General features: G+C 54.7%; 23 protein-coding genes. 4 read left to right on the top strand and 19 right to left on the bottom strand.

Annotated elements, in window-relative coordinates; all coding sequences use genetic code 11:
* Nucleotides 1-4: 4 nt before the first annotated feature.
* Nucleotides 5-451: a hypothetical protein gene (locus BMX00_RS06060; protein ID WP_090828097.1), complete on the top strand. Its 447-nt coding sequence runs from the start codon at nt 5-7 to the stop codon at nt 449-451.
* Nucleotides 452-557: 106 nt separating this feature from the next.
* On the opposite strand, the gene BMX00_RS06065 is transcribed toward BMX00_RS06060, so the two are convergent.
* From BMX00_RS06065 to BMX00_RS06080, 4 genes are all read right to left on the bottom strand, one after another.
* Nucleotides 558-803, bottom strand: coding sequence for a hypothetical protein (locus BMX00_RS06065; RefSeq protein ID WP_245727789.1), 246 nt, complete (start codon nt 801-803; stop codon nt 558-560).
* Nucleotides 804-1,025: 222 nt separating this feature from the next.
* The gene (locus BMX00_RS06070) at nt 1,026-2,678 is read right to left on the bottom strand and encodes an MFS transporter (RefSeq protein ID WP_090828099.1); all 1,653 of its coding nucleotides are present in this window, start codon (nt 2,676-2,678) and stop codon (nt 1,026-1,028) included.
* Between the two features lie 222 nt (nt 2,679-2,900).
* Nucleotides 2,901-3,941 (bottom strand): phytoene/squalene synthase family protein, encoded by a 1,041-nt coding sequence (locus BMX00_RS06075; protein WP_090828100.1) that lies wholly within the window; start codon nt 3,939-3,941, stop codon nt 2,901-2,903.
* Nucleotides 3,942-4,399: 458 nt separating this feature from the next.
* On the bottom strand, nt 4,400-5,659 hold the full coding sequence (locus tag BMX00_RS06080) for a PQQ-dependent sugar dehydrogenase (protein ID WP_177171783.1): 1,260 nt from the start codon (nt 5,657-5,659) through the stop codon (nt 4,400-4,402).
* Nucleotides 5,660-6,006: 347 nt separating this feature from the next.
* On the opposite strand from BMX00_RS06080, the gene BMX00_RS06085 reads away from it, so the two are divergent.
* Nucleotides 6,007-6,558 (top strand): macro domain-containing protein, encoded by a 552-nt coding sequence (locus tag BMX00_RS06085; RefSeq protein ID WP_090828102.1) that lies wholly within the window; start codon nt 6,007-6,009, stop codon nt 6,556-6,558.
* A 57-nt stretch (nt 6,559-6,615) separates the two neighbouring features.
* Here the strand turns inward: BMX00_RS06085 and BMX00_RS06090 are convergent, their stop codons facing one another.
* The 4 genes from BMX00_RS06090 to BMX00_RS06105 form a co-directional block, all read right to left on the bottom strand.
* Nucleotides 6,616-9,009 carry a penicillin acylase family protein gene (locus tag BMX00_RS06090; protein ID WP_090828103.1) on the bottom strand — a complete coding sequence of 798 codons (2,394 nt, stop codon included), beginning with the start codon at nt 9,007-9,009 and terminating at the stop codon, nt 6,616-6,618.
* 68 nt (nt 9,010-9,077) lie between these two features.
* Entirely contained in the window at nt 9,078-9,566 is a 489-nt protein-coding gene (locus BMX00_RS06095; RefSeq protein ID WP_090828104.1) for a DUF1499 domain-containing protein, read from the bottom strand.
* Nucleotides 9,567-9,703: 137 nt separating this feature from the next.
* On the bottom strand, nt 9,704-10,009 hold the full coding sequence (locus BMX00_RS06100; RefSeq protein WP_090828105.1) for a c-type cytochrome: 306 nt from the start codon (nt 10,007-10,009) through the stop codon (nt 9,704-9,706).
* 111 nt (nt 10,010-10,120) lie between these two features.
* Complete coding sequence (locus BMX00_RS06105; RefSeq protein WP_090828106.1) at nt 10,121-10,930, bottom strand: carotenoid biosynthesis protein; 810 nt, start codon at nt 10,928-10,930, stop codon at nt 10,121-10,123.
* Between the two features lie 324 nt (nt 10,931-11,254).
* On the opposite strand from BMX00_RS06105, the gene BMX00_RS06115 reads away from it, so the two are divergent.
* Complete coding sequence (locus BMX00_RS06115; RefSeq protein WP_090828108.1) at nt 11,255-14,332, top strand: transglycosylase domain-containing protein; 3,078 nt, start codon at nt 11,255-11,257, stop codon at nt 14,330-14,332.
* A 184-nt stretch (nt 14,333-14,516) separates the two neighbouring features.
* Here BMX00_RS06115 and BMX00_RS14555 read toward each other — a convergent pair whose 3' ends face one another.
* Together BMX00_RS14555 and BMX00_RS06120 are read right to left on the bottom strand one after the other, a co-directional pair.
* Entirely contained in the window at nt 14,517-14,657 is a 141-nt protein-coding gene (locus tag BMX00_RS14555) for a hypothetical protein (protein ID WP_218141506.1), read from the bottom strand.
* A gap of 36 nt (nt 14,658-14,693) precedes the next feature.
* Complete coding sequence (locus tag BMX00_RS06120) at nt 14,694-14,897, bottom strand: DUF2905 domain-containing protein (RefSeq protein ID WP_090828109.1); 204 nt, start codon at nt 14,895-14,897, stop codon at nt 14,694-14,696.
* 470 nt (nt 14,898-15,367) lie between these two features.
* Here BMX00_RS06120 and BMX00_RS06130 point away from each other — a divergent pair, with 470 nt between their 5' ends.
* Nucleotides 15,368-15,769 (top strand): beta/gamma crystallin domain-containing protein, encoded by a 402-nt coding sequence (locus BMX00_RS06130; protein ID WP_245727792.1) that lies wholly within the window; start codon nt 15,368-15,370, stop codon nt 15,767-15,769.
* Between the two features lie 501 nt (nt 15,770-16,270).
* Here BMX00_RS06130 and BMX00_RS06135 read toward each other — a convergent pair.
* The 9 genes from BMX00_RS06135 to BMX00_RS06175 form a co-directional block, all read right to left on the bottom strand.
* On the bottom strand, nt 16,271-16,987 hold the full coding sequence (locus BMX00_RS06135; RefSeq protein WP_245727794.1) for an alpha/beta hydrolase: 717 nt from the start codon (nt 16,985-16,987) through the stop codon (nt 16,271-16,273).
* A gap of 2 nt (nt 16,988-16,989) precedes the next feature.
* Nucleotides 16,990-17,301 (bottom strand): (2Fe-2S) ferredoxin domain-containing protein, encoded by a 312-nt coding sequence (locus tag BMX00_RS06140; RefSeq protein ID WP_090828112.1) that lies wholly within the window; start codon nt 17,299-17,301, stop codon nt 16,990-16,992.
* Between the two features lie 127 nt (nt 17,302-17,428).
* A complete protein-coding gene (locus BMX00_RS06145; protein WP_090828113.1) occupies nt 17,429-18,559 on the bottom strand; it encodes a polyamine ABC transporter substrate-binding protein in 1,131 nt (376 codons plus the stop codon).
* A 34-nt stretch (nt 18,560-18,593) separates the two neighbouring features.
* Entirely contained in the window at nt 18,594-19,388 is a 795-nt protein-coding gene (locus BMX00_RS06150; protein WP_090828114.1) for an ABC transporter permease, read from the bottom strand.
* Between the two features lies 1 nt (nt 19,389).
* Entirely contained in the window at nt 19,390-20,286 is an 897-nt protein-coding gene (locus BMX00_RS06155) for an ABC transporter permease (protein ID WP_245727849.1), read from the bottom strand.
* 82 nt (nt 20,287-20,368) lie between these two features.
* Nucleotides 20,369-21,454, bottom strand: a complete 1,086-nt coding sequence (locus BMX00_RS06160) for an ABC transporter ATP-binding protein (protein ID WP_090828115.1) — start codon at nt 21,452-21,454, stop codon at nt 20,369-20,371.
* Nucleotides 21,455-21,773: 319 nt separating this feature from the next.
* The gene (ubiB, locus tag BMX00_RS06165; RefSeq protein ID WP_090828116.1) at nt 21,774-23,288 is read right to left on the bottom strand and encodes a ubiquinone biosynthesis regulatory protein kinase UbiB; all 1,515 of its coding nucleotides are present in this window, start codon (nt 23,286-23,288) and stop codon (nt 21,774-21,776) included.
* A gap of 171 nt (nt 23,289-23,459) precedes the next feature.
* A complete protein-coding gene (locus BMX00_RS06170; RefSeq protein WP_090828117.1) occupies nt 23,460-24,035 on the bottom strand; it encodes a ubiquinone biosynthesis accessory factor UbiJ in 576 nt (191 codons plus the stop codon).
* 18 nt (nt 24,036-24,053) lie between these two features.
* On the bottom strand, nt 24,054-24,935 hold the full coding sequence (locus tag BMX00_RS06175; protein ID WP_090828118.1) for a Tim44 domain-containing protein: 882 nt from the start codon (nt 24,933-24,935) through the stop codon (nt 24,054-24,056).
* Between the last annotated feature and the right edge of the window lie 269 nt (nt 24,936-25,204).

Below are 25,204 nucleotides of genomic sequence, written 5' to 3' on the forward strand. Positions count from 1 at the left end.
AGCCATGAAAAAAAATTCCGAAGCAATGCGATGCCATAAATCCTATCTCCGCGCCAAGACCGCGCTGCGCGATCAGCATCAGGATTATTACGCCTTGATGCTTGAGCGTCATGCACAGGAGCTCGATGCTCTCTGGGGAGATTACAACCTTGCTGTGAAGAAGCTGGCCGAGGAGCATAACAAGATCATCAAGTCCCGGATCGTGCCAATAAAGAAGAGGGTGAAAAAGGCGTTAAGCGAAAAGGCAGAGGAAAAAAACTATCCGCAAAAAGACGCTTCTGTAAGATCCAAAATCCTGCCGATGAAGAAAAGGGTGAAAAGGGAAGTCACGATGGAGGAGGAAAACCGGCGGGAAGAAGAGGATTTACGAAAGGCGGACAGCTCCATCATTGATGATGAGCCTATCAAGACCGCGAAACTTCCCAGTTTTCTCAGTTTTATGCGGTTCTAGGGCGTGGTGGAATCCCAGCCGGTAGCGCGTTTCATCCCAGCCGGGTAGGCGAGTTCCACTTTACCTCTTCAGCCATTCGTTTCAGGTCACGTGCAGCTAGGAAATGTTAAGGCTGCTTGTTTTTGCGCAGCCAGCGGAAAAAAAACACATAGATGAAAGCCGGGACGAACGGAAGAATCCACGGGAACATCTGCGCAAGCCATGCGGCATAAAAGCTGTTCATGTAGCGGGCTTTGGCTGACACGCACGCCTCCGCAGCGGGATTACGGCACGAAAGTTCGATCTCCAGCGAAACCTGCGCATGGGCCTGCCAGAGCCAATATGCCATCGCCGCTGTAAACAAGATCAACATTAGTACGAAGAGGCTTATCCGGCTATCTTGTCGCGGCATCGGTTGCATCCTTATTGCAGCTCTTTGAAAGTGGAAACGGTATGAGCCTTCCATCCCGCGTATCCGCCCGCGTATCCGCTTAAATGATGTGCCCCGTCAGAAACCTTGTCAAGCCAGACGGGAACTTAATGCTGGAGACTGGAAGTACTGCGATTGGCGTGGTAAAAAAATTTAAGCGGTGGCTCATGCATTGCGGAAGCGCGTGTGTTTAACGACCAGGATGGCCAGTAGTGGCAACGCGAAACCGATAGCGGTAACCGAGATCAGGAGCAGGCCAAGCTCACTATAGTCGGCGGGAATCGTGACCTGACTCGTATCGGGATTCTTCACTTCACGGGTGACCAAAAAGATTTCGTTCATGTATTTTGTTCCAAGCTGCGAAGCGGACAGGGCGAGGTTCGTGAATGAAGCCATCACTGCGAAAAAAGTCGCCTTGAGCTTTTCAGGCGCCGAGTTGGCGATCCATGCCAGCATGGGAATCATCGCGATCTGGCCCAGGGGGGATTCCAGTGCGGTATCGATCACGGCGATAAATCGCGCATCCACGACGCCGCCAGTGACGGACGCGGTCCAATGATGCAGGCCGTAGTACATGCCGATGGTGGGCAGGGACAGCAGCGTTCCGGCTAAGGTGAGGAAACCGATGATATAGGCGATCGAGCGTTCAGCCATGAAACGGCGGAAAACGAACATTCCCGCAAGCGTCAGCGTTGCACCGATCAGCGACAAGGCAGCAAGAAATTGCTGGTCGAAGCCCAAATCGTCGATCATCCACCACGTCGAACCGGGGCCTGGCCCGGGTATGGCGCGAAACACGAATATCAATATCGCTGTGCCCACCAGGACATTGCGTGCTGGCGGCTCGAGTTCGCCGGTCAGCCGCCACATCAGGAACAGTACGATCGCCATGGATATGACGAAGATGATTTCTTCTCCGCCGGGAATCCGGCTCACGCCGACACTCAGAGATGCTATGGTAAAGGCGAGCCCGCCGCCCAGAATCCACCAGTTGACCGGCGGTGGATCGCTGTTCGTCCCCAGCATTGCCGCAGCTTCCAGCCGGCCATGCCCCTGCGCTGTGAGCCGCGCCATGTCGCGCCGCCGCAGCCACGAAGCAAACAAGACGCCTGCAACTGAAACTACAGGAATAATCAGGGCGAGCTGATAGACGAACAGGTACGCGGCCGCCTTTTGCGCTTCCGGTAACTCACCTACGCCCTGCAGCAGAAACACGTTCATTAGCGACACTAAAACACCGCCGCTGATAATGGCGACCCGGCCGAGCGTCTGCATGGTGACATGCATGGATTTACGCTTTTCAGGCGCCAGCGGCTTGCCATTCTCATCCACCCGCGGCACGGCTTCGACCGTCATGGCATCCGCTACCACGTCCTGAATGACGTAGCCGATGGGCGCAAGCATGGCCGATGTGATATACCAGGTTTCCACGCTGGCTACAGCACGCATCGCATTCACGTGCCCCAGCAGCCCTATCATGATCAACAGGCTCAGCGTGATCAGGCCCGCACCCAGATAGACCAGCAAGCCTTTCCAGCGCCAGATCAGATCGACCAGATGGCCGAGCGGCATCTTCAGCGCCCATGGCAGCATCATCCAGAACCCGAGCGCTGCCAGGAATTCGGCGGAGAGCCCCAGCCGTTCCTTGACGTAAAACGTGCCGACAATTCCCGTCAGGCCGGAAATGCCCGCGGCAACATAGACCATGAGCGGCGGAAGATACGACAACCGCATTTCCCGCCCCAACGCCAGAATGTTGGCATCGAGCCAGCGCCCGACGTTGTTGAAGAATCCGGCAGAAGGAGGCGCGGTCGTCATAACGATGAGTTCAGATTTTCAGCGACAAATGCCACTGGCTGCGCAGCGGTAATGTAATAAGAATAAGCCTGCATGGGAAGAGGTCTGGGGTCATCGCATGTTATGCCATTAGATGACGCTTGTTTTAAATGACGCTAGCGCTAGCATACCGGGCCATAAATTAACCCATGATTAACCCATGTAACCCACATTAACCCATCACTCCGACCCGCTCCTGCCGGTTCAGGCGATCTGCTTTCTGAGGCTATCCCAGTACGAAGTTGCCACGAACCCATTGGATCCGGTAAGCGTCGTGATTGCCATGACGCGATATACAACGCTACGAGGAGCCTTAATATTTACGGCAGGGCTGAGTAAATCAGGCGCGGCTGCAACACGCTTCAATGTTTCGCCTGCCAATAATATTGGCCACATGCACGCCAACCGCTGGCGTATCTCGGACACAGGAATCGACATGGTATACACCCACCCTTCATCCAGATGCTCCATGGCAAGGCCGATGAGCCGGTTCAGGATCGGCCTGAACCTCGGCAGGTTTTCCTCTTCCAGCAGGTCGGCCGGTTTCAATCCGGCTTCATCCAGAAGCGATGTCGGCACATAGCAGCGGCCGTGGTGCAGATCGCGGGCGATATCCTTGACGATATTGGTGAGTTGCAGGCCCTTGCCGAATCTTACTCCGATGGCGCTCATCTTTGCCACATCCCAGGCGGCCATCAAGGGTCGGTGCGCACAGACCATCCGGGTCCAGAATTCCCCTACACAACCGGCCACATAGTAAGTGTACTGATCCAGTTCGTCCAGCGTGGCCAATGCAGCAAGCTGCCCGCTCGATTCACCGGGAAAGCGCGTCAGATCCATTTCCATCCCGTTGGGCAGTACGCTCATCAACCACTGGATGCGCTCCCGGTCCTCCGCAGAATAGCCTTCGTACAGCTTCAAACAATCTTCCAGCCGTTGAAGAAGAATGCCCTCCGCCGAATCCCGCTGATGGGGAATCAGCGCGGTTTGGATTTCCCGTACGGCTGCCCAATCAATCGCAGCGGTTGTGAATTGTGCACGGAACAGATTGAGGTATTTCAGGCGTTGCGCACGGTCGATCAGATCCGTATCCGCGATCGTATCGGCGGCGCGCGCAAAAAGATACGACAACCCCATCTGGTCGCGCACGCCAAGCGGCAGTACGTTCAGTGTCAGATAGAACGAACGGGAAACCTGCTTGAGAATGTCGTGGAGGAGTTCGTCTGCTGCGGAATCAGTACTCAACGAGGGAATTCCAAAACTAACTATGAAAAACTGGCTACCAGCAAAAGCGGCAAGGGGCGAACATTAACTGTTATAGAACCTCAAGGTCAAGAATCATATTCTCGAATCTGGCTTTACACGCGCCAAGCTTGGAATGTGAAGCGAATGGAGGCAGCGAACCGTACGAAGGCAATCGGGGTTTAAGTTGAGCAGACGCAGTATTATGCTCGGCTAATAGGGGTAGAGCGTAGCGGAACGTATCAACCCATCGGGATGGCGCATACCGCGCCGGGCGAGGATTGAAACAAGAGTCGCCCGCCGGGATCGACGCGCTGTATCAGTTCGCCCCACCACAACGCCTGCGCGAGGGGCTAAGCTTTTTCGGCTTTGCCAAACGCCGAATATTTTACGAAAGGGACCGGCCGTCGAGCACCGATTGCTGATCGAGCCAGAAATGATGAATTTGATGACTATATACGCTAACGTACGACCGTGGAGAGGACCACTCCTCCTCTCCTTCTCGCCCACAGCGTAAGCAACGCCATCCCGGCCAGCATCATTGCCCAAGCCTCCGGTTCCGGTACAGCGGTGATCATTCCCACCTGTCCATTGAGGCTTACCACATACAGGTTACCGGAGGAGTCCTCGCCAAACGAGGAAATACTTCCGGAAATGCCGGTGGCCGACAGCAGCTCCGCGGTTCTGTCGGTCAACTCGGTAATGCCTGAGCCGGTGTAGTGAAACGACATCACCTTGTTCGTGATAAAGTCAGCAAAGAAGTATGTGCCATCCAACCCCTCGATTGCAGACCCGTGGTAAACGTAGCCGCCTGTGATCGAGGCGCCGGCGCCGTTATGGTCATATTCAAAGATTGGCAGCGTATGGTTAGGGATCGGAGGATCGGTGGGAACGTTCAGTCTCGTGCCCTCGAACGTGCGCCATCCATAATTTGCTCCGGCTGCGCCGATGTTGATTTCTTCGCGATCATTCTGGCCGACATCTGCAATATAAAAGGTGCCGGTTTCCCGGTCAAAACTATCCCGATAGGGATTGCGCAGACCGTAAGCAAAGATTTCCGGGTTAACATCGCCCGTCATATTGCCGGCTGGTATCGCATAGCCATATTGTGCGGTATCGCCGGGAAAACGATCGGCGGATACATCGACGCGCAACATTTTACCGAGGTTATCGTGAAGATTTTGCGCGCGGTTCTGAGGGTCGTTGGACCCCCCGCCGTCGCCCGTGGCGATGTAAAGATCAGTGGGTTCGCCAGGGCGGAAACCAATCCAGCCCGCCTTATGATTGTTCAGGCCGGCGGGTTGTGCGACGGTTAGCACGGTCTGGCCGCTTGCGGGGTCTGCGAGGTTGGGCTGTGCCGCGTTTGCCTGGTAGGTTGCCACCACGGTATTGAGGGTGGTCTTGTCTATGTAGTCCACATAGAGGCGCCGGTTGGTTGCGAAGTTCGGATCGAACGCCAACCCAAGCAAGCCCCGTTCCCCCTCAGTATTGACCGAGTTGGACAAATCGAGAAATGGCGTTGGCTGCACCGCCCCGTTCTGAAGTATTTTTATCGCCCCGCCCTGCTCGACAATAAATAGTCGAGAGTCGCCGCTCGGTGCGGTCACAAATAGAGGCCGATCGAGTCCCGAGGCAACGATCTGGGTTTGCAAAGGCGGAACCGCAGCAAATCCTATACTGGCAAACCCCGTTACGAACAAGGCAAAAATTATTTTCATCATGATGGCCCCATTATGACTAATAGAGATCGATTGGGTTACATAAGAGGATCTGGCCGTTAGAAGCGCAATCAGCCGTTTATGGCTTTGCAACTGCAGGCTTGGCCTGGCGGCTGTAAATTCTCCATGCTGAGAATGCATTTACCAGGGCCTTCTATTTCTATAGGTCACGCTCACGCTGTTGTCAACCGCTGTTCGTTCCCCCGTTTTTTTGACTGAGGAGAAGATTTGGAGCTTTAACATTCAAGCTACACTGTTTGGCATTTCGGAGGTCCCGGCATCGCACATGAATCGCGTTGCTATACTGAAATACAGGCTGTGCTTCTTCATCACCAATCGTCGGAGGATCCATGATTCATGAAGTCAAGGGAGACATCCTGTTGAGTCATGCTCAAGTCATCGCCCATGCTATTGCCCCGCTTGAACATTTCGATCAGGGTCTGGCATTGAGTTTGCGTGAGCAATGGCCTGCACTGGTCAAGGATTATCACCACTTCTACCATGCCATGCGGCCGAAATCCGGCGATGCGTGGGTATGGTCTGGCGCGATGAGCAAGCACATCATCAACCTTCTCGTCAATGAAGCGCCCCGTAGCAAGGGACAAAAGCCCGGCCGTGCCAGTCCCGAGCATGTCGATCATGCGCTGCGTGAACTGCGCCATCTGCTCGAAAGTCAGCGATTCGCCAGTCTGGCCTTGCCACGCCTTGCCACGGGCGCAGGCGGCCTGGACTGGCACATGGTTCGGCCGATGATTGATTATCACCTCGGCGATTTAGCGCTGCCCATCTATATCTATATTGTTTTCGAGAAAGGCATGCAGGCCATCGAACCGGGGTTGAGCCATAACGGCGGAGCTAAGAGGAAAAAGCGTTTTACCGGGCAGAACAATAGCAATCTCTGAACAATGCCCCGTTGGAAGATTGGGGGTAGGCGGTGGGCTGGCCAGTGATTCTTAGGTCTACGGGCTGAAATTCAGTACCTGCCGGGGTGGGCCGGGAAGAAAGGGTGTGGGATTGCCCGCGACCCAATCGGCATGCCCGCTAGCATAATAGGGTGAGAGCGGATGCCCGCTTTGTCCGCCAGGCATTTCGAAATAACCACGCTCTTCATCACCGGGAGCGACCGCAAAACGGTTCGCGGCGCCAAAGGCCGGTGCCTGAACGCGCGGCATATTGCTGTCGCCGGGGAGTGCATCCTTTGGCATATCCAGCCAATTCGCGATAAAAGCGGGCAGGGTATGGCTGAGCGGGTGCCGAATGCGCGCGGTGTTACGCTCACCCCAACTGCGCGCTGCAATGCCGTCCGGCCGATTTTGCATTCGCTCGGCTACACGTCTGGCGCAAGTGCCGAGCAAATCTTCCCAGTTGGTATAAATCGGCAGCAACAGATGTTGTGGGCGGTGTCCGATCAATTTCCACACCGCGTGTTCAGCCTGATTCAATTTCGGCATAACGAAATTCGGATCGCTACGCCGGACTGCCGCCGCAAAACCATCGAGCACGCTATCGATGACCTCCTGGCGAAACGCACGTACCAAACGGTAGGCAACGGATGGGGTCGAGGCGTGCCCGTCCCAATCCTTGAGTGCAGATTGCATATCTCCGCGCCACGGTGCGGCTTCGGCCTGGTTCAGGGTCAATTCGAGAAGCTGACGCCAGTGCGTCAGGAACAACGCGCGGTCATCGAGCTGAATCGCCAGCATGTCGGGGGCGGAGAAGCGCTCGCGTTGCTGTAGATTGTCGCGGATTTGCTTCGCGCGCGCGCCGAGGTCATAGCCGCCATCGCCCAGCCGTTCGAGCATAAGGCCATCGATGGCGCGCGCGTTGGCGCTCCACAGGCGCTGCGACGGGGGATTAACAATCACCGGGTATTGATCAGGCGCAAGCCAGCCTTTCCAGCCGGTGTCCGGCATGCTCCAGTCCGCGGGAAGCAGTGGATCGTAGCCTCCCATTCGCACAGGAATTCGGCCTGCAATCGTCCAGGCGATTTTGCCCGTCCGGTCGCCAACAATAAAGTTCTGGGCCGGAATACCCGAGTTTTGCGCGATTGCGATTGCTTCTTCGATGGTTTCCGCTTCCTCCAACTGAGTCAGTTCCATATTCGCTGTCCCGCGCCGGTGCGGGGTCCAGGCCAGTGCGAGCGGCGTGCCATCATGATCCGCGGTCAGGATGGGGCCCCATTCGGTTTCATAAACGTCCAGCGTCTCATCCGGTTCTCCGCGCACATGCAGGACCTCGCGGTGAACGGTGAGAGGTTTCCATCCGGCCGGGCTGCGATAGAGGAAGGCGTCTGCGGGATGAAGCATGACGCGTACCCAATCAGCGAAATCTCCATAACTATTGGTAAAACCCCACGCGATCTGACGATTGGAGCCAACGGCGATTGCCGGCGTACCCGGAAGGCTGGCGCCAATATGATCATTCATGAATCCGGGGCGGCGTGAATTAGGATAGATCAGGCGTGTGCGGAACCATATATTGGGCACCCGCAATTCCAGATGCGTGTCGTTCGCGATGAGTGCAGCTCCACCTGTCAATTGACCACCAACGGCGAAACTGTTGCTTCCATGCAGGCTGCCGCTGCGCTCATCGATATCTTTTCGTATCGGGCCGGGGTCAACCCGCCGCAGATCGAGTTCTTCAGCCGAAGGCGGATCTGGCCATCGGAATGCCATGCCGAGAAGCGGCGCATCCCAGGCGCCACCGCTGGCGGTGAGAAACCGGTAAGCGGCTTCATGCAGCGCCGCACGCATTGTCGAGAAACCCAGTTCCCTATGATTGCCTGAATCGTTCAACGTAAAATACATGGCCTTGACAACCAGTATGCTGTCTTCGCTGCGCCATGGCAGCGGGTGGGTGCGAGTCAGCAAATAGGGGAACGGCCTCACCTTGAGCGCTTCGAGACCTCGGTTCACCCCGTCACGGTATGCATCCAGCAAGTGGCGCTGTGACGCAGGCAAGACTTCCAATGCCGCCACTGCGCGGGCACGCATGCGATGACCCCGTGCTTTACGATCAGCAGGCAGGGCGGCGGACCCGACCAATTCCGCCAGTTCGCCGGCTGCTCTGCGCCGCATCAGGTCCATTTCGAAAAAACGCTCCTGCGCATGCACATAGCCGAGCGTCCACACCATGTCATGGCGATCCTGAGCGCGAACTGTCACGCTCCCCAATGCGTCACGCTCGACAGTTACCGAAGCAGTGAGGCCATTTGAGTTCACCGTACCCTCATACTGAGGCAGGCTGCCACGCAGCGTCAGCCATATTCCGGCCATCAGCAGCAGGGCCAGGACAAGCATTGCAAGCGGCAAACCAAGCAGAAGCCGGTAGATCGGGCGGATCGTACGAATCATACGGAGCAAACCGGGATTAAAGCGGAATGCGCAGCTAGCGCATCAGAAATGGGGCGAAAACCAGGAAATCAAAAGGAACCAAGCTTCTGGCGGACCAATTCGATGCGTTTGCGATTTACACCGAGATCCGAACTTCCCAAACGGGATGCCGAGCGAACCTGGATGACTTCCGCGGACGGGTCGTACCAGAACTCGACATCATCCACGTATTTCATCAGCCGGGTGGTGAACTGCGCATAGATGTACCCGGGCTCTCTTTTTATTATTTTCCCGCCTTCCATGGATTCGATAGTGCTTGCAATACGATTCAGCGTAGCATTCGAATCGCCTTTCAATGGCAGCGGTGCAATATCGGCATACGCGAGCTGTGGATGATCGGGGTAGAGCAAGGCTTGGCTGGAGACGCTGTTAGGTGTTTTCGAGGGTGGCTTCAGTTTTCCGTCGCGTACGCCAAGATCGGTGGGAGGGAAGCCCTTGAGAAACCCGAGCTGGCCGGCAAGCAGCCCAGTGAGGACCACAACGGCAATGACGATAAGCCCCCACTTGATAATCATCATGAGAGATTGAGCTGACTGTCGGTTTTCAACGCGATATCACGATAACAATGGGGCAATCATCCTTCATCTCGCTTGTTAGAAACCAGTGGCGTCATGCTAACGTTACGGCATATCCGTCAGTAAGGCTAGCCAGTAGTCTACTTCGTTTTGCTGTTTGCCAGAATGAACTCGGCCAGACGTTGGGCCGGCTCGCCTTTAATATTGGGGAAAGCTGGCATGCCCATACTGCCTTTTTGGACTTTCTGAATGATGGCATCCTTGTTCGCCATCGAGCTGCTTATTGTCATCACACTGCCGGTTTCCGGCTTGTGGCACTTTGTGCAGTTTGCGTAGAATATATCTTCTCCGGTTGCATTCGCGGGTGGCGTGTAAGTATCGGTCTTTGAGCAGCCTGCCAGGCTCACCAATGCAATGGTCGTTAACAATAAGCTCATTTTCTTCATTTTTATACTCCAGTTTTAACATGATGTTCTGCGCGAGTCGGCATTATATCCTTATCTCTTAACACGTATCTCTATGTTTGTTAAGAGGCAGGAGTCGCGTGAACGAGGTTTTTAATCGCCAGCTGTGACCGGTAAATAACCGAATACCCGAAGGACGAGCAGGATGGTGACAGGCAGATAAATAAAGAGACCCGTTATTCCGAGCAGGGATTCCCCAATCCAGAATGTTACCGCCAGATTGAATATCAACACGCCATAATAAAGACCGCAACCGAGGAGCACCTGCCGGGTTACCCGCTCATTCAGGATAAGACCGGTCTGAGGAAGTTTGCGGTCTAGAGAAAGATAAGTCTGAAGTGAAAGGAAGCCGACGACGGCCCACCCAATGTAATTGGCGATGGGTATCCCGAAATGTGCGCCCGGTTCGGGGTAGTAGTAAATTTTGCCGAGGAACCATCGTTCTCCCCGAAGGGCGACTGGATCGATGACAATATCGAGGAACACGAAAAAGAGAATTGTGAGCAGCATTATGGGCCAGCCCGTTCTTGCGGCAAGCGGAAGTTTCATCCGAACCAGGCCGGGAGACGAGCCAGTCGTGGTTGAGGGAAGCAGAAAAGCGAGAGCCATGCAATAGCTTGCATAGAGAAGAAACGGAAAGGAGAGAGAATCCATGAGCGGGACATCCGACAGATATAATTCCTGGCCGGTGGTTGAACCCGTATAGTGATACCAGCCAAAAGGAATGCCTGTGCGCGTCGATGAGAACTCGCATACAAAAGCCACGATCAAAGTGATTATCATGAAGTACCCGGTTCGCCGCCCGCCGATCAGTCTGCTCGCCGAGAACAGGAACGCGGCTCGAAACACGAACACATAAGGACGAAGTGCAATCGTTTTGATCAGGAGGCTAAAGAATTCCATTACTGAGCGTTATGTTCTTTCGTAGCTGAAACGGTGCTTAATGCGAGCTCAAGCTCTTCTTTTAGGGAGACCTATTATAGCTTGCCGGGCGTTGCGGATATTTATCTCATTGTCTATGATGCGAAAAATAACTTGATGAAGGCATTCCTCGGTTATCGAAATTGGATAAATAAAGTTCTGTACGTGTGCTGGATAGGGATGAAAGAACGTTTCCAGTATTCGGATATTGCCTCAGAATCAGTCGAATCGATCAGGTCCTGCCGCGTCTTGCGGTTTGCTTGCCTGCCCTAAATCTTTCCGGTCAAACTATTCCGTCAACTCATCGTGAGGCGAATACTCAAGCTTTTTGCTTTTGGCACTCTGATTCTGCTTCTGGTGGCAGTCGGTATTGCAGCCTTCCTGCTATATCGGGAGGTTGAAACTTCCGCATACCAGGCGCGACACCTGGCCAGGTTGGCGGATGAACTGCACTGGGAGGTAAAAGACGGACCAAACAATGAGCCGCTTCTTTCGCAGGCGGGGCCATATGACGTGCGCCTCGGTTACAGTCAGCTTCCTGAACTGCTACAGCATCTGGCGAAACATGGTTTTCAAGTGCATGCCCAGGCGCGAATTTCCGAACGCATGAAGCACCTCATCGAGCAGGGCCTGTTTGTTCCGTATCGGGAAAAATCCCAGGCCGGTCTGGAAATAACCGCCAATAATGGCCAATCGCTCTACCGCGCGACCTTTCCAGCGCGGGTGTATGAAAATTTTGAAGCGGTTCCGTCTGTGGTGCGGGACAGCCTGCTTTTCATTGAGAACCGCGAGCTCCTGGATCTGGCTCATCCGAACAAGAACCCGGCTATCGATTGGAGCCGTCTGGGCAAGGCGGTGCTGGATAAATCAGTGCAGTTGGTTGATGCCGAACATGATGTATCGGGAGGCAGCACGCTTGCGACGCAGATTGAAAAATACCGGCACTCTCCCAACGGGATGACGCTGACTGCAACAGACAAGCTGCAACAGGTCGCGTCCGCCTCTGTGCGGGCTTATCTGGAAGGGGAACAAACGCTCCCCGCCCGCAAGCGCATCCTTGTGGATTATCTTAATACGGTTCCGCTTGCCGCCGCGGCCGGGTTCGGGGAAGCAAACGGATTGGGCGACGGGCTATGGGCATGGTACGGTCTGGATTTCGAAGAAACCAATCACCTCCTGAATTCTAGATTAGTCGAAGGTGACGCTCTTATCGAGGCGGCATCCCGCTACAAGCATGTGCTGAGCCTCATGATCGCGCAGCGCAGACCCTCCTATTACCTGCTTGCCGGGCGAAAAGAACTCGCTGAACTCACCGACAGCCATTTGCGGATATTAGCCCAGGCTGGTGTGATTCCACCCGGCCTGAGAGACGCTGCGCTCAAGCTGCCGCTACATTTCAGGGATACCGCCGCGCCGGAGGAAAGTAGAAACTTTGCTGCGCAGAAGGCTGTCAACGCGGTGCGCGGGCGTCTGGCATCTCAGCTCGGGTTGCAGCGCATGTATGACCTGGATCGCCTGGATTTGTCGGTACAAAGCACATTGGATGGAGAACTGCAGAAAAAAACCACCGAAGCGCTGCGGCGGCTCAGGGAACCGGAGTATGCGCGAACTGTCGGGCTTTATGGGCATCGCTTGCTTGGTGATGAAGATGATCTGAGCAAGATCATCTATAGCTTCACGCTTTCCGAGTTGACGCCGGAAGGTGCAAAGTTTCGCATCCAGGCCGACAGTTTCGACCAGCCGCTGGATATCAACAAGGGCACCAAGCTGGATTTGGGTTCCACCGCCAAACTGAGGACGCTGGTGACCTACCTGGAAATTATAGAGGCGCTGCACCGAAAATATTCGGTGCTCGAACCGAAAGCGCTGCGCAAGCAGGACGTCGATCCCAGCGATGTCCTCAGCCGCTGGGCCATCGATTATCTTCTGCAAAATACCGACAAGAGCCTGGGAACCATGCTGGAAGCCGCTCTGGAACGCAGATATTCGGGCAATCCGGAGGAACGGTTTTTCACAGGCGGCGGCTTGCACGTTTTCCATAATTTCAAGCGCGAAGATGATCACAAAATTTGGAGCATTCGCGATGCAACGCTGAATTCGGTCAATCTCGTATATATCCGCCTCATGCGGGATATTGTGCGGCATTACATGTTTCAGATCGGGGGTTCATCCGCCAGAATACTGAAGGATGTGACAGATACCCATCGTACCCAATACCTTACGCGCTTCGCGGACAAGGAGGGGAGGGAATTCATCAATCGGTTCTATCTCAAGTACAGGGGCAAAACCGCGACGCCAGGCACGACGGTGGAAAAATTCTTTTCCAGCTTCCGGCATACACCGCGCCGGCTGGCGGCGGCCCACCGTTATCTTTACCCCGAGGCTGTTCCCGCGGAGTTCGAGAAATTCATGGTGCCTCATTTCGCCGGTACCAGGGGTATTACCCCAACAGTGCTCAATGACCTGTATGAGAGCTATGCACCGGGCAAATATTCACTTGCCGATCAGGGCTATATCGTGACGGTCCACCCGCTGGAACTGTGGCTGGTACGCTACCTGATCAATAATCCGCAAGCGGAATTCAAGGACGTGATCAAGGCCAGCGGGGACGAGCGGGTGGCTGTGTATCACTGGTTATTCAAGACCATACACAAGAATGCGCAGGACATTCGAATTCGTGGACTTCTTGAGCTTGAAGCTTTCCTGGAAATCCATCGCAACTGGAAACGCGTCGGCTATCCTTTCGATTCGCTGGTACCGTCGCTTGCCACCGCCATCGGGAGTTCGGCGGATCATCCCGCCGCGCTTGCGGAACTGATGGGCATCGTCCTCAATAATGGCGTACGGGTACCCCCCGTGCTTATCGAACGTCTGCGCTTCGCCGCTGGCACTCCGTTTGAGACTCTCGTCGAAAGAACGCCAGTACAGGGCGAAAGAATATTCTCTCCGGAACTGGCCGCGGCGGTGCGCGGAGTGCTAACCGGCGTCGTTGAAACCGGAACGGCAACGCGGCTTGCGCGTGCGATTGTGGAAGAGGACGGCGCTGAAACTTTGATAGGCGGAAAGACGGGAACAGGAGACCACCGTTATGTGACGTTTTCTTCGCCTGGTGTTATCAAGGAATCCCGCAGCCTAAACCGTTCGGCCACCTTTGTGTTCTTCATCGGGGACCGTTTTTTCGGAACGATGACCGCATTCGTTCCCGGCGCGGACGCGGGGAATTACAAATTTACTTCTGCTCTTTCAACCCAGGTCATGAAACATCTTTTACCTATCTTGAAGCCGCTTATTGACGAGGCCGAGCCCCTGCCGGAGCAGATGCTGGCGAAGGCATCGTTCAAACCCGATCGGCCAAAAGAAAACGAAAAACGCGCAGGTTCCTGATTTTTGCTGGCGCCCGCGGCGCATTGATGCGGTCGTCGGCATCGCCTTCGCTGCCAGATCTCCGTTTCGCGGGCGCCCCTCGTGCACGCTTCGGGGCGCATTGCCGTATTGGAAGCACTACGAGAGCTTTACGCATTTTCGTCAAGACCCAGCTGCGATGCCGATAGACGATTATGAAAAAATTCTATTGGTCATCGGGGGTCTCTTTATCATCAGTATTGATCCACCATAAAAAGACTACGATACCCAGTACGAGCCCCAGGCCCAGGATGGCCTTTACAAATTCCCTGACAAACCACAACAGCATCGATTCGTATAATTCCAATTTCATCCTCTTTCAAAAAAGGATTGTCTCCCAAGCTTACTTCCGGGACCACCACCACAGCAGAAGCGATAAGACCAGAGATACCAGCAGGCCCGAGGTTATAGGAAAGTAGAGCCTGAAATTCTCGCGCTCGATGACTATATCTCCCGGCAGTCGGCCAAATGGTAATCTCGATAACCATGGCCAGGCAAGCCCCGCTATCAGCAGCAGCACACCGATCAGGATGAGTACACGTTGCATAAACCCTCCGGCATTTCCGGTACAACAACCTCCACTGTAATTTAATCGCTCCTTTTACGGAAGATCAATTCATCTTCCGCGCGTCTTGTCGGCGACCGCCCATGGAAAGCGCCATTCTCGGCGCTTCTCGATCATGCTGATCCTCAACTTATCCAAGCGGCTTTCTAAAGTAGGTTTGCCAGCGTACAGAACCGTTCGGGAAGTACCCGTTAATATCGAAAGAACGCGGCCATCCGCAGGGCCTTTATAGGGCGAGGTGTGCCCCGAGGGATAATTTATAGGATCGTACCTGCGGCCAATCCCATCGGCAACAATCTGCAATCTTTTCTAAGGAGCTTGTCATGAATATTCTGAGGAAGAGCATTCGAAATGCCTTGGTTACAACCGCGGTGTTATTTGGCCTTTGCGCCGCGACCGGCGCTGTTTATGCACAGCAAACGGGTGATAAGGCAAAGACGTCGGATAAGTCAATGTCCAGCGAAAAAAACAAACCACCTTCACAAACAGGTGCCAAAGAAAGGCAGATGATTGAAGCCCCGGTCATCATGATGGTTCCAGCAGGGATATCGGACAAAGCGGCAATGGAAAAGGGCTGCTGGGTGAAGCTTTATGATAAAAAGAACTTTAACGGCGACAGCTTGCTGATCGTGGGTCCGGTAAATCTCGGACGGATGATCGGCCCGTTTGGGGTCAATTGGGAAAATAAAGTGCGCAGCCTTGAAACGGGCCCTAACACAAACCTTACTATTTTCGACAATCGCGATTTCAAGGACGAGGACAAATTTGTCGATCCAGGTAAACAAATCCCGAATCTTTCCAAAGCCATGGGTTTTTTTGACGATTTCCGCTCAATGATAGTCAGTTGTATATAGCGCCCCGAAGCGTTGCCCGAGGGGCCCGCGAAGCGGGATCGGGCAGCGGAGGGGATGCCTGATCGCGGGTATGTGTTATGTGGGGCGCTCGCATCCCACTGCGGGGTCGCACCTTCCAGTGGAAGGCACTGCTCCGCCCTGCGTGGTCGCGCCCCGAAGCGTTGCCCGAGGGGCCCGCGAAGCGGGATCGGGCAGCGGAGGGGATGCCTGATCGCGGGTATGTGTTATGTGGGGCGCTCGCATCCCACTGCGGGGTCGCACCTTCCAGTGGAAGGCACTGCTCCGCCCTGCGTGGTCGCGCCCCGAAGCGTTGCCCGAGGGGCCCGCGAAGCGGGATCGGGCAGCGGAGGGGATGCCTGATCGCGGGTATGTGTTATGTGGGGCGCTCGCATCCCACTGCGGGGTCGCACCTTCCAGTGGAAGGCACTGCTCCGCCCTGCGTGGTCGCGCCCCGAAGCGTTGCCCGAGGGGCCCGGCGAAGCCGCGTTCAGGGGATCTATCTTAGGGCCTGGAGAAATGGGCCACGATGCGTTTGAGAATGTGTAACCGGCCGTGGAAGAAATGTTCAGCGCCAGGGATTACGACTACCGGCAGTTCCTGGGGTGCGGCCCAGTCCAGAACAGATTTCAGGGGCACCACGTTATCCTGATCGCCATGAATGATCAGGACGGCCGGAGCATTTTCAGTGGCATGCTTATCGCTGGGAGAGACGATGGGGGGAGCGCCCAATCGCTCAACCGCAGGCGCTACCATGATTATCCTTTGGGGCTTGAGCCGTTGGGCGGCATAAGCCTGAATAGCGCCTCCGAATGAAAATCCCGCGAGCAATAATGGCGGAGGTCCGTCAAAGCGGCTGGCAAACCGATTTTTGATGTTCTCGGCTACCGCAACCACATCCTCCGTTTCCCCTGCACCGTTCTGGCTCGGGTCATGCGTGCCTCCGCTCTGCCCGACACCCCGAAAATTGAATTTGACTGCGATGAAACCCAGCTCCAGTAGAGTCTTGAAAAGCGTGTAGACCACCTTATTGTTCATGGTACCGCCATAGAGCGGATGAGGATGCGCGACAATTGCGATGCCGCGCGGGTGACCAGAATCCGGCTCGGCTAGTACAGTCTCCAGTTTTCCCGCTGGTCCATCAATCAGGAAGCTTTGCGGGGTGAGGGGACCAGGTGCGTTTTCAGCGTCATTACCGCCCTCGATATCTAGGGAGTCCAACCTCAGATTCTCAACCGTTCTACCACACGGCCATTTTTCAGATGCTCCTCGATAATTTCATCGATGTCTTCTTTATCTACATACGTATACCAGACGTCCTCCGGATAGACCACGATGACCGGGCCCTCATTGCAACGGTCAAGGCACCCCGCGTTGTTGATCCGTATCCTTTTGCTCTTGCTGTCCAGTTTGAGCGCCTTGACGCGCGCTTTGGCATAATCACGCATGGCTTGGGCACCGTGATTATTACAGCAAATGGCACCTGCTTCACGCTGGTTCACACAGAAAAATACATGCCGCTGATAGTAGCTCATAAGCAATTTTAAGTTGGCTGAAAAAAGGCTGAAAAAATTATGTCCTAAACAGACGACCGCTTTCTAGGGTTTCTAGGGGTGAGACATCTCATCAATTCGAACAGGCTTATCTCATCAATTCGTGATGCTATCTCAATTTGATCTCGGTCCACAACCGGCTCAGCGATCGCCGTTGCTTGCGGTCCAGATCCCGCAGCATTTCCAGCCGCGCCAGCAGTTCAGGATCCGGGAATATGGCTTTATTGTTGGCAATTTCCGGTCTGATATATTGCATCGCATCCATATTGGGGTTGCCGGATCCGATAAGGTTCGTAAGTTCGGCTGAGTTCCTACCCTCCAGCATGAAATTGATGAATTGATGAGCGAGATCCGGGCGATTTCCGCTGCGCTGCAGAACCATGCTGTCAAGCGCGAGAACGGCTCCTTCCCTTGGGGTGGAGTAGCCGATTGTGAATCCGCGCCCTGTTTTCTTCGCGTCAAGCGCTGCCTGAAACATGTCGTTGGAATAGCCGTGCGCCAGCCACAGATTTCCTACTGCCAGTTCCTTGATATAGCTAGTATTGCTGAAAGCCGCCCAGTAAGGCTTGGCGCGCACGATCAGCTCGGCAGCCTGCTTCCAGTGTTCCTCGTCGGTATCGTTAACCGAATAACCCAGGTACTTGAGCGCCGCGGCCATCAGTTCGCGCTGGCTATCGAGCACGGTTACACGGCCCTTTATTTTTTTTAGATATTTCGGCTCAAAAATGATTGCCCAAGTATCGGTAGGCAGCTCGAGCTCTCTTATTTTTTCCTCGTTGAAGCCGAGCAGGGTAAGCGTATACGCATAAGGAACGGAATATTTATTGCCGGGATCGAATACGGTCTCGAGATACGCGGGATTGATATTCCTCAGATTAGGCAATAGCGATTTATCCAGAGGACGTAGTGCTCCTTGACGAATCAGGGTATCCATGGCATTGCCAGTGGGAACGATGAGATCATATCCGGTCGCGCCTGCCGCCAGTTTCGCCAGCATTTCCTCGTTGTCTGAATAATAGTCCTGCGAGAGTTTGCAATTGCAGAATTTCTCGAAATGCCTGACCGTTTCCGGCGCGATGTAGTTATTCCAGTTGAAAAGGTGCAGAACATTTTCGCCTCTGCCGGGTACAGCCTCGGACTCATCCTGTCGGGCACAGCCAGTGGTGAACAGAATCAGGGCCGGTAGCAAGAATAATAGAATTGCTCCGAGGTGCGTTCGTGCGCTCGCCCGGATGCTCATTTGCCACTGCTCCACCCGCGGCCCCCCGGAACGCTCATTTGCCCGCTTCCCCGCCCGCCGCCTCCATATTGCGCGCTTCGAGTTTCCCTGCAATGATGATCATGATCAGCGTGAGCAGCATCAATAGGGTCGAAACCGCATTGACCTCAGGTGTGACCGCGACCTTTATCATGGTATAGATCTGGATGGGGAGAATCGGTTCGCCCACGCCTTTCGTAAAAAACGTAATGACAAAATCATCGATGGACAAGGTGAAAGACATCAGTGCGCCGGCTACCACCGCCGGCATGATGAGCGGCAATGTTATGAGACGGAAAGTCTGCCACGGAGAGGCGCCGAGATCGCGTGCCGCTTCAAAGATACTCTCGTCCATGCCCTGAAGCCGCGCGCGCACAATAACGGCGACAAAGCCGATACAAAATGTGGTGTGCGCAATGATGATAGAAATCATGCCGAGCGTTAAGTTCAGCACTTGCAAAAAGAACAATAACAGCGATACGCCCAGCAAAATTTCGGGCATGGCCACCGGGGTAAATACAAGCACCGGCAACACCTTGAGCTTGTAGCGATGTATGGCCAGGCCAGCCATCGTACCGAGCAAGGTCGCGCTGAAACTCGCGCTGAGCGCGATAATCAGCGAATTGCGCGCCGCCAGGAGCATTTCCTTATTGTTCAGCAGCGCTTCATACCAGAACAATGTGAACCCTACCCATTCGGCATTCAGCCTGGAATCGTTGAACGAGTACATCACCACGATCGCAAGGGGAATATAAAGAAAGGCATAGGCCAATATTGCTGCGGACCACAGCCAGCGGGTGCTGCGGCTCATGCTATGTCGCCCTCTGGCCGACGGCGGAACGTGCAAACCATGCAGCCAGCCCGGCAATTGCCAACACTGCCAGTGTCAGCATGATTGCCAGCACTGAACCAAAAGGCCAATCGCGGGTGCCCAGAAACTGATCCTTGATCAGATTACCGATGAGAATGTCGCCGGTGCCGCCGAGTATATCGGGAACCGCGAACATGCCGAGCACCGGGATGAACACCAGCGCAGCACCGGAAAACACCCCAGGCAGAGATAGCGGCCAGGTAACGCGCCAGAAGCGCTGCCATCTGGTAGCGCCCAAATCCTGCGCCGCATCCAGGAGCGCAGGATCATGTTTTTCCAGGTTGGTATAAAGAGGCAATACCATAAACGGCAGGTGTACATAAACCATGCCTACCAGCACCGCGAATGGCGAGAACAGCAAGGTTATCGGGGTAATTCCCAACGCCCCGAGAACGGCGTTGATAAAATAACTCAGCCCGGATTCCGGCCCAAGTATGATCATCCAGGCATAAATGCGGATGAGGAAATTGCTGGCAAAAGGCAGCACCACCAGCAGTACCATCAAGTTGCGTAAATGTTTTTTGCTGCGCGAGATCAGCAGTGCCAGCGGATATGCCATAACGAGGCAAATCAATGTGGTGGCTGCCGCAACCGCGAATGACTTCAGGAAGATTTTGGCATAGAGAATGTCGCTGAAAAAGAACTGATAAGCCTCCAGCGTAAAACCATACTCCAAGCCTTGGCTGACGTGGGCCGATACCACAGGTGCGGCAATGGGTGCCAATCCACCGAACTCCCCCGGGAAGCGGAACGACGTCGCAATCATGATCAGGCTGGGGACGACGAAGAATACGGTCAGGAACACCAGCGGCGGGCCGGCGACGAAAAATTTCGCCATGCGCTGCCTTGCTGTTCTTTCCTTAATTCCTACTTCGGCTCGTTCCTCAGCGCGTCCTTCGGTTCGTCCCTGCTCTGCTTTCTTAGTCATGGAGGAAAATACCCGCATCGTGACGCCATGAAACGCCGACCAGATCGCCCACTTCAAAAAACGTTGCTCTTCCCGGCGCCGAATTCGGCAGTAAAGCCTCGATATGAGTGCCATTGGAGAGTTCCACGATATAAGTCGTTACGTCGCCTATATATAGAAAATCGTGCACTGTGCCTAGAAAGTGGTTTTTTAACTGTGCCCCGTTCGACGGATGGGAAATGCGGACCTGTTCTGGGCGAATGGCCATTACGCCTTTGTCACCGGGTTTTACACCTTCTTTCCCGGCAGTTATGACTTCCCCCAACTCTCCTATATCAAGTTTCAGATGCGAAGGTGCCGCTTCCATCACCTGCGCATCCATCATGCTGATTTTGCCAATGAAATCTGCAACAAAACGGTTTCTCGGAAAACCATAGATCTTGGATGGTTCATCAATTTGTTCGACATTGCCGCGATTCATCACGGCGATCCGATGTGATAGTGCCAACGCTTCATCCTGTGCATGGGTGACAAACACGAACGTGATGCCGATCTCCTTTTGAAGATTGATGAGTTCAATCTGCATTTCCTCGCGCAACTTGGCGTCCAGTGCGCCGAGCGGTTCATCCAGCAATAATAGCCGGGGGCGGTTGACAAGCCCTCTGGCAAGCGCTACCCGCTGTTTCTGGCCGCCGGACAACTCATGTGGAAAGCGGTTGGCGAAGCTTGGCAGGCGCACATCATCCAGGGCCTCCGTGACTCTGGCTCTTATTTCCTGCGGGGGCTTGCCCGCCATCCTGAGCGGGAAAGCGATATTGTCCGCTACAGTCATATGGGGGAACAGCGCGTAGGTCTGGAACACAGTGTGGACGGGGCGTTTTTCCGGTGGGGTACCGACCATATCTTCGCCGTCCAGCAGAATCTGGCCGGAATCCGGAAGATCGAACCCGGCTATCATCCGTAACAGCGTGGTTTTACCGCAGCCGGAAGGGCCGAGCAGAGTGAAAAATTCACCTGCCTCAATGCTGATACTGACATGATCGACCGCAGTGTAGTCGCCAAAGTGGCGCGTCACGTCTCGGATTTCCAGTAGCGCCATGGTCTATCAGTTGCCGTGCCAATTAAAAACGGAATTTTATCAAAATAATTATTGGATTAGCTGGATTACAGCCATCATGCCGGTGCCGGACCGTCCAGGGATGGGGCGGGTCGCAGGATTATGCGCGTCGCGAATCTGGAACGGGGCCTGGAACTGGGCCCTGAGCTCAGCGGCGCACGGAGATCCCGTTCCGCTGAGACCCCGTTCGTGATGGAGGTTGACTGGCAAAGGAAGTGAGGATGCTAACGAAAGCACGGCAAGGAGGATCGTGCCACCGGCCATACGGCCATCACTTACGGAATGCTAAAGACCTGATGCACTATTGCAAGATCTGCCACAGAAGCAAAGCCATTAGCAGCAGCGCCAGAATGGTCAGCGAGCGGCTCTGGCGTCTTTGTTCCATTAACAATCCGGTTAATTTTTCGTCCATTGCCTGTGCACGGCTTTCGTGCAGGGCGTGATGCAATAAACGTGGAAATTGCGGCATGATTACCGCCCAACCGGACGCCTCCTTGCGGAGCCGGCGAGTGAGTCCGCGCCAGCCAAGCTGGTCCGACATCCAGTTCTCCAGGTATGGTTTGGCGGTTGTCCAGAGATCGAGATCGGGATCAAGATCGCGGCCCAGGCCTTCTATATTCAGCAGTGTTTTTTGCAGCAATACCAGCTGCGGCTGGATTTCAACATTGAATTCGCGTGATGTCTGAAACAACCGCAGCAATATCCGGCTGAAGGAAATCTCCTTCAGCGGTTTATCGAAGATGGGTTCACAAACGGCACGGATTGCACTTTCGAACTCGTCAACCCGTGTGTTCCTTGGCGCCCATCCGGCTTCGATATGGGCTTCCGCCACACGCTTGTAGTCGCGCCGAAAAAACGCCAAAAAATTTTGCGCCAGATAATTCTTGTCCTCGTCAGTCAGCGTTCCCATTATGCCGAAATCGACCGCAATATAACGGCCATCGCTGCCAACGAAGATATTGCCTGGATGCATATCGGCATGGAAATATCCGTCCCGGAATACCTGAGTAAAGAAAATTTCAACCCCCACCCGTGCAAGCCTGGGTATATCCAGGCCCTGTTCGCGCAGTTCCGCCACGTGGCTGATGGGCGTGCCTTTTACACGTTGCATAACCATGACGCCGGAATAGCAGTAGTCCCAGTAAACTTCCGGTACCAATAACAGTGGAGAGTCGAGGAAATTCCGCCGTAACTGGCTGCAGTTGGATGCTTCACGCATGAGATCCAGTTCATCGCTCAGGTGGCGTGCGAACTCGTTCACTACTTCACGGAGCTTCAGGCGCTTGCCGTCAGGCCAGAGCGCTTCAACCAGCCAGGCGCCGGTTTCCATTAACGCTACATCATGTGCGATTATGGGGGCGATGCCCGGGCGCAGCACTTTCACCGCAACTTCGGTACCATCGTGCAGTACCGCCAGATGGACCTGGGCAATCGAGGCGCTCGCTACCGGTTCGGCGTCGAATATAAGGAACACCTCATGGACGGATTTTCCATAGATCAGTTCCAGCGTTTTAAGGGCGATGTGAGACGGAAAGGGGGGAACCCTATCCTGCAATTTCGCCAGTTCATCGGCAATGTCCTGCGGCAGGAGATCGCGGCGGGTAGAAAGCATCTGGCCGAATTTGACAAAAATCGGACCCAGCGCTTCCAGCGCCAGACGGAGGCGTTCGCCACGTGCTCTGTCCAGCCGCCGCCAGAACGTGGCGGCCTTGACGACAGGCCGCACAAAACGTAAACGCTCATGGCCTAGAAAAAATTCATCGAGGCCGAAACGAAATGCTACAGCGAGTATCTTGAGGAGACGAAAGAAACGCATTTATTCTTATGAACGGTTAATTCGTCCGTAATTGTCCGCGATTTACCAGCGGAGGTAGCCCGCGCCTTCGAGATGAGACGAGTAATACAATCACATGAACCGCACCGCTGTCTCTCCATGCTTGCGGTTCGTCCAGGTAATCCGCCGTTTATTGAGGAGTCGAGGAGTCTGTTATTTCGCGGCTAGCGCATTTACCCGCTGTTCCAAATGAGCCGCCTCATTCTGTAACGCGTCCACTTCACGGATAAATTCGTGCAGCTTGGCGGGTTTCGCGAGCAGAGGCTGCTCTTCCGTCCAATATTCCATCAGCGTCTGCAATAAATTTCGGATCGTGTCTGTATGCCAATGCACCAGGCTCTGACCAGCCTGCGCTACGCGATGGGCAAGAATGTCACCCATTACAACGCTCAAGTCCTGCTCCGCGTCCCAGTGCAAATTCTTTCCCACGCGGATAATTTCTTCGGCGAACTCGCTATCGCCTGAAATCCGGATCTCACGGTATGCATCTTCATCACGGGCAAGCAAACGCGGCAATAAGCCGGGGACGAGCGTAACTACAGCATCGTCCGGCGTACCTTTTGCCGCGGGAGATATCTCGCCGCTGGCCTGTACGGTCAGGGCGAGATCAGGGAAAGGAGGCAGCCGAAAACGCGCTGTCTTGCCAGCACAGGGCTGCAGCCGTTTGCGTGCCCAGCTTTCTCCACGGAGCAAGTGGTTAAACGGGGCTATCGCAACGGATGCGAGCACGGGGGAAGCTTAAAAAATTCAGGCGACTTGTTGAATTCCTGCCAGCAACCAGACGGCTTCGGGATCTTTAAGATTCTTCTGCACATGCCAGATTTCATCGAATGCTTCCGGCAATGATTTGGGCGATTCGCTCAACTGTCCATTAAACCGGACGCTCGCAATTGCCGTATCATTTTCGGTCACGACTTCAAGCAAGTCCGCATTGATGTTCAGTACCTCGGTTCTCTGAGGCTCGTTGCCGCGCTCGCTGATCTGCATGCTGATCTCGGCGAACATTTCAGGCGTTGTATACTCCCGGATGTCGCTCAGGTCGCGCGCATCATTGGCCGCTTGCAGGCGGATGAAAGAAGTCTTCGCATTACGCAGGAATGGTTCAACCTGGAAATCCGCGGGAATATTTGCGGCACTGCCGGGAACAGGCGCGGTCTGCGCGCGCACCGACGAACTCCCCGCGTTTTCTGCGGGTGCCGTTGCGGGGCCGGTTGCCGGCGCGCTTCCGGCAGAGCCGGAGCCCATACCCGAATATTGCATGGGTCGCGCCGAATGTTGTTCCTGACGTGGCTTGCGCAGCATACGAACCACAAAGAAAATCGCTGCCATCAGAGCGGCGAGCATCAGCACATCCATCATTTTAATGCCTTCGAATGCGCCGCCCATGAACAGCGCCGCCAGCAATCCGCCTGCGGCCAAACCAGCGAGCGGTCCCATCCATTTACTGCCTCCCGCGGCTGCGGGCGCGGCGGAAGGTGTCTGCGCATGTTTCGGAGCCGCCTGAGGGCTTATGGCTTCACGTTGCTTGCCAACACTTTGGCCGCCCCCGAAGCGTTTCGCTTCTGCATCAAAGGTACCCAGCCCGAAGCTAAAAATCGCCAAGGTAAACAGGGTCAATATTTTCTTCATGAAGGTCTCCAGAGACAGGGGTTAAAGTGGAAAGTATAACACCATCGGATAGTCCGAATGGGTGAAGAGTATCATGAAATTTACTGCTAAAAATTGGAAGAATGCTATTTATATGCGGGTAAGCGCATCGGTCAGCCTGCGGGGGAGCAGGGTGTGGCCTATACTGATTTCGGCGGGTATTGGGTGTAAGCGAGATCCAGAATCCGCTGATAAATTGGATCCAGGGGTCTATTGACGGATTGTCCCTGCTCTGCCAGGAGGATATATCT

The organism is Nitrosovibrio tenuis, from assembly GCF_900109785.1.
Taxonomy (GTDB): Bacteria; Pseudomonadota; Gammaproteobacteria; order Burkholderiales; family Nitrosomonadaceae; genus Nitrosospira; species Nitrosospira tenuis_A.

Excerpts from the sequence above, each read along its gene's own strand:
- BMX00_RS06060 (WP_090828097.1), top strand. The coding sequence starts at position 5 with ATGAAAAAAAATTCCGAAGCAATGCGATGCCATAAATCCTATCTCCGC.
- BMX00_RS06175 (WP_090828118.1), bottom strand. The coding sequence starts at position 24,935 with ATGAAGAAAATATTGACCCTGTTTACCTTGGCGATTTTTAGCTTCGGG.
- BMX00_RS06130 (WP_245727792.1), top strand. The coding sequence starts at position 15,368 with ATGTCCAGCGAAAAAAACAAACCACCTTCACAAACAGGTGCCAAAGAA.
- BMX00_RS06105 (WP_090828106.1), bottom strand. The coding sequence starts at position 10,930 with ATGGAATTCTTTAGCCTCCTGATCAAAACGATTGCACTTCGTCCTTAT.
- BMX00_RS06145 (WP_090828113.1), bottom strand. The coding sequence starts at position 18,559 with ATGAGCATCCGGGCGAGCGCACGAACGCACCTCGGAGCAATTCTATTA.
- BMX00_RS06080 (WP_177171783.1), bottom strand. The coding sequence starts at position 5,659 with ATGATGAAAATAATTTTTGCCTTGTTCGTAACGGGGTTTGCCAGTATA.
- BMX00_RS06150 (WP_090828114.1), bottom strand. The coding sequence starts at position 19,388 with ATGAGCCGCAGCACCCGCTGGCTGTGGTCCGCAGCAATATTGGCCTAT.
- BMX00_RS06155 (WP_245727849.1), bottom strand. The coding sequence starts at position 20,286 with ATGGCGAAATTTTTCGTCGCCGGCCCGCCGCTGGTGTTCCTGACCGTA.
- BMX00_RS06100 (WP_090828105.1), bottom strand. The coding sequence starts at position 10,009 with ATGAAGAAAATGAGCTTATTGTTAACGACCATTGCATTGGTGAGCCTG.
- BMX00_RS06095 (WP_090828104.1), bottom strand. The coding sequence starts at position 9,566 with ATGATGATTATCAAGTGGGGGCTTATCGTCATTGCCGTTGTGGTCCTC.
- BMX00_RS06160 (WP_090828115.1), bottom strand. The coding sequence starts at position 21,454 with ATGGCGCTACTGGAAATCCGAGACGTGACGCGCCACTTTGGCGACTAC.
- BMX00_RS06085 (WP_090828102.1), top strand. The coding sequence starts at position 6,007 with ATGATTCATGAAGTCAAGGGAGACATCCTGTTGAGTCATGCTCAAGTC.
- BMX00_RS06140 (WP_090828112.1), bottom strand. The coding sequence starts at position 17,301 with ATGAGCTACTATCAGCGGCATGTATTTTTCTGTGTGAACCAGCGTGAA.
- BMX00_RS06090 (WP_090828103.1), bottom strand. The coding sequence starts at position 9,009 with ATGATTCGTACGATCCGCCCGATCTACCGGCTTCTGCTTGGTTTGCCG.
- BMX00_RS06070 (WP_090828099.1), bottom strand. The coding sequence starts at position 2,678 with ATGACGACCGCGCCTCCTTCTGCCGGATTCTTCAACAACGTCGGGCGC.
- BMX00_RS06065 (WP_245727789.1), bottom strand. The coding sequence starts at position 803 with ATGTTGATCTTGTTTACAGCGGCGATGGCATATTGGCTCTGGCAGGCC.
- BMX00_RS06120 (WP_090828109.1), bottom strand. The coding sequence starts at position 14,897 with ATGCAACGTGTACTCATCCTGATCGGTGTGCTGCTGCTGATAGCGGGG.
- ubiB (WP_090828116.1), bottom strand. The coding sequence starts at position 23,288 with ATGCGTTTCTTTCGTCTCCTCAAGATACTCGCTGTAGCATTTCGTTTC.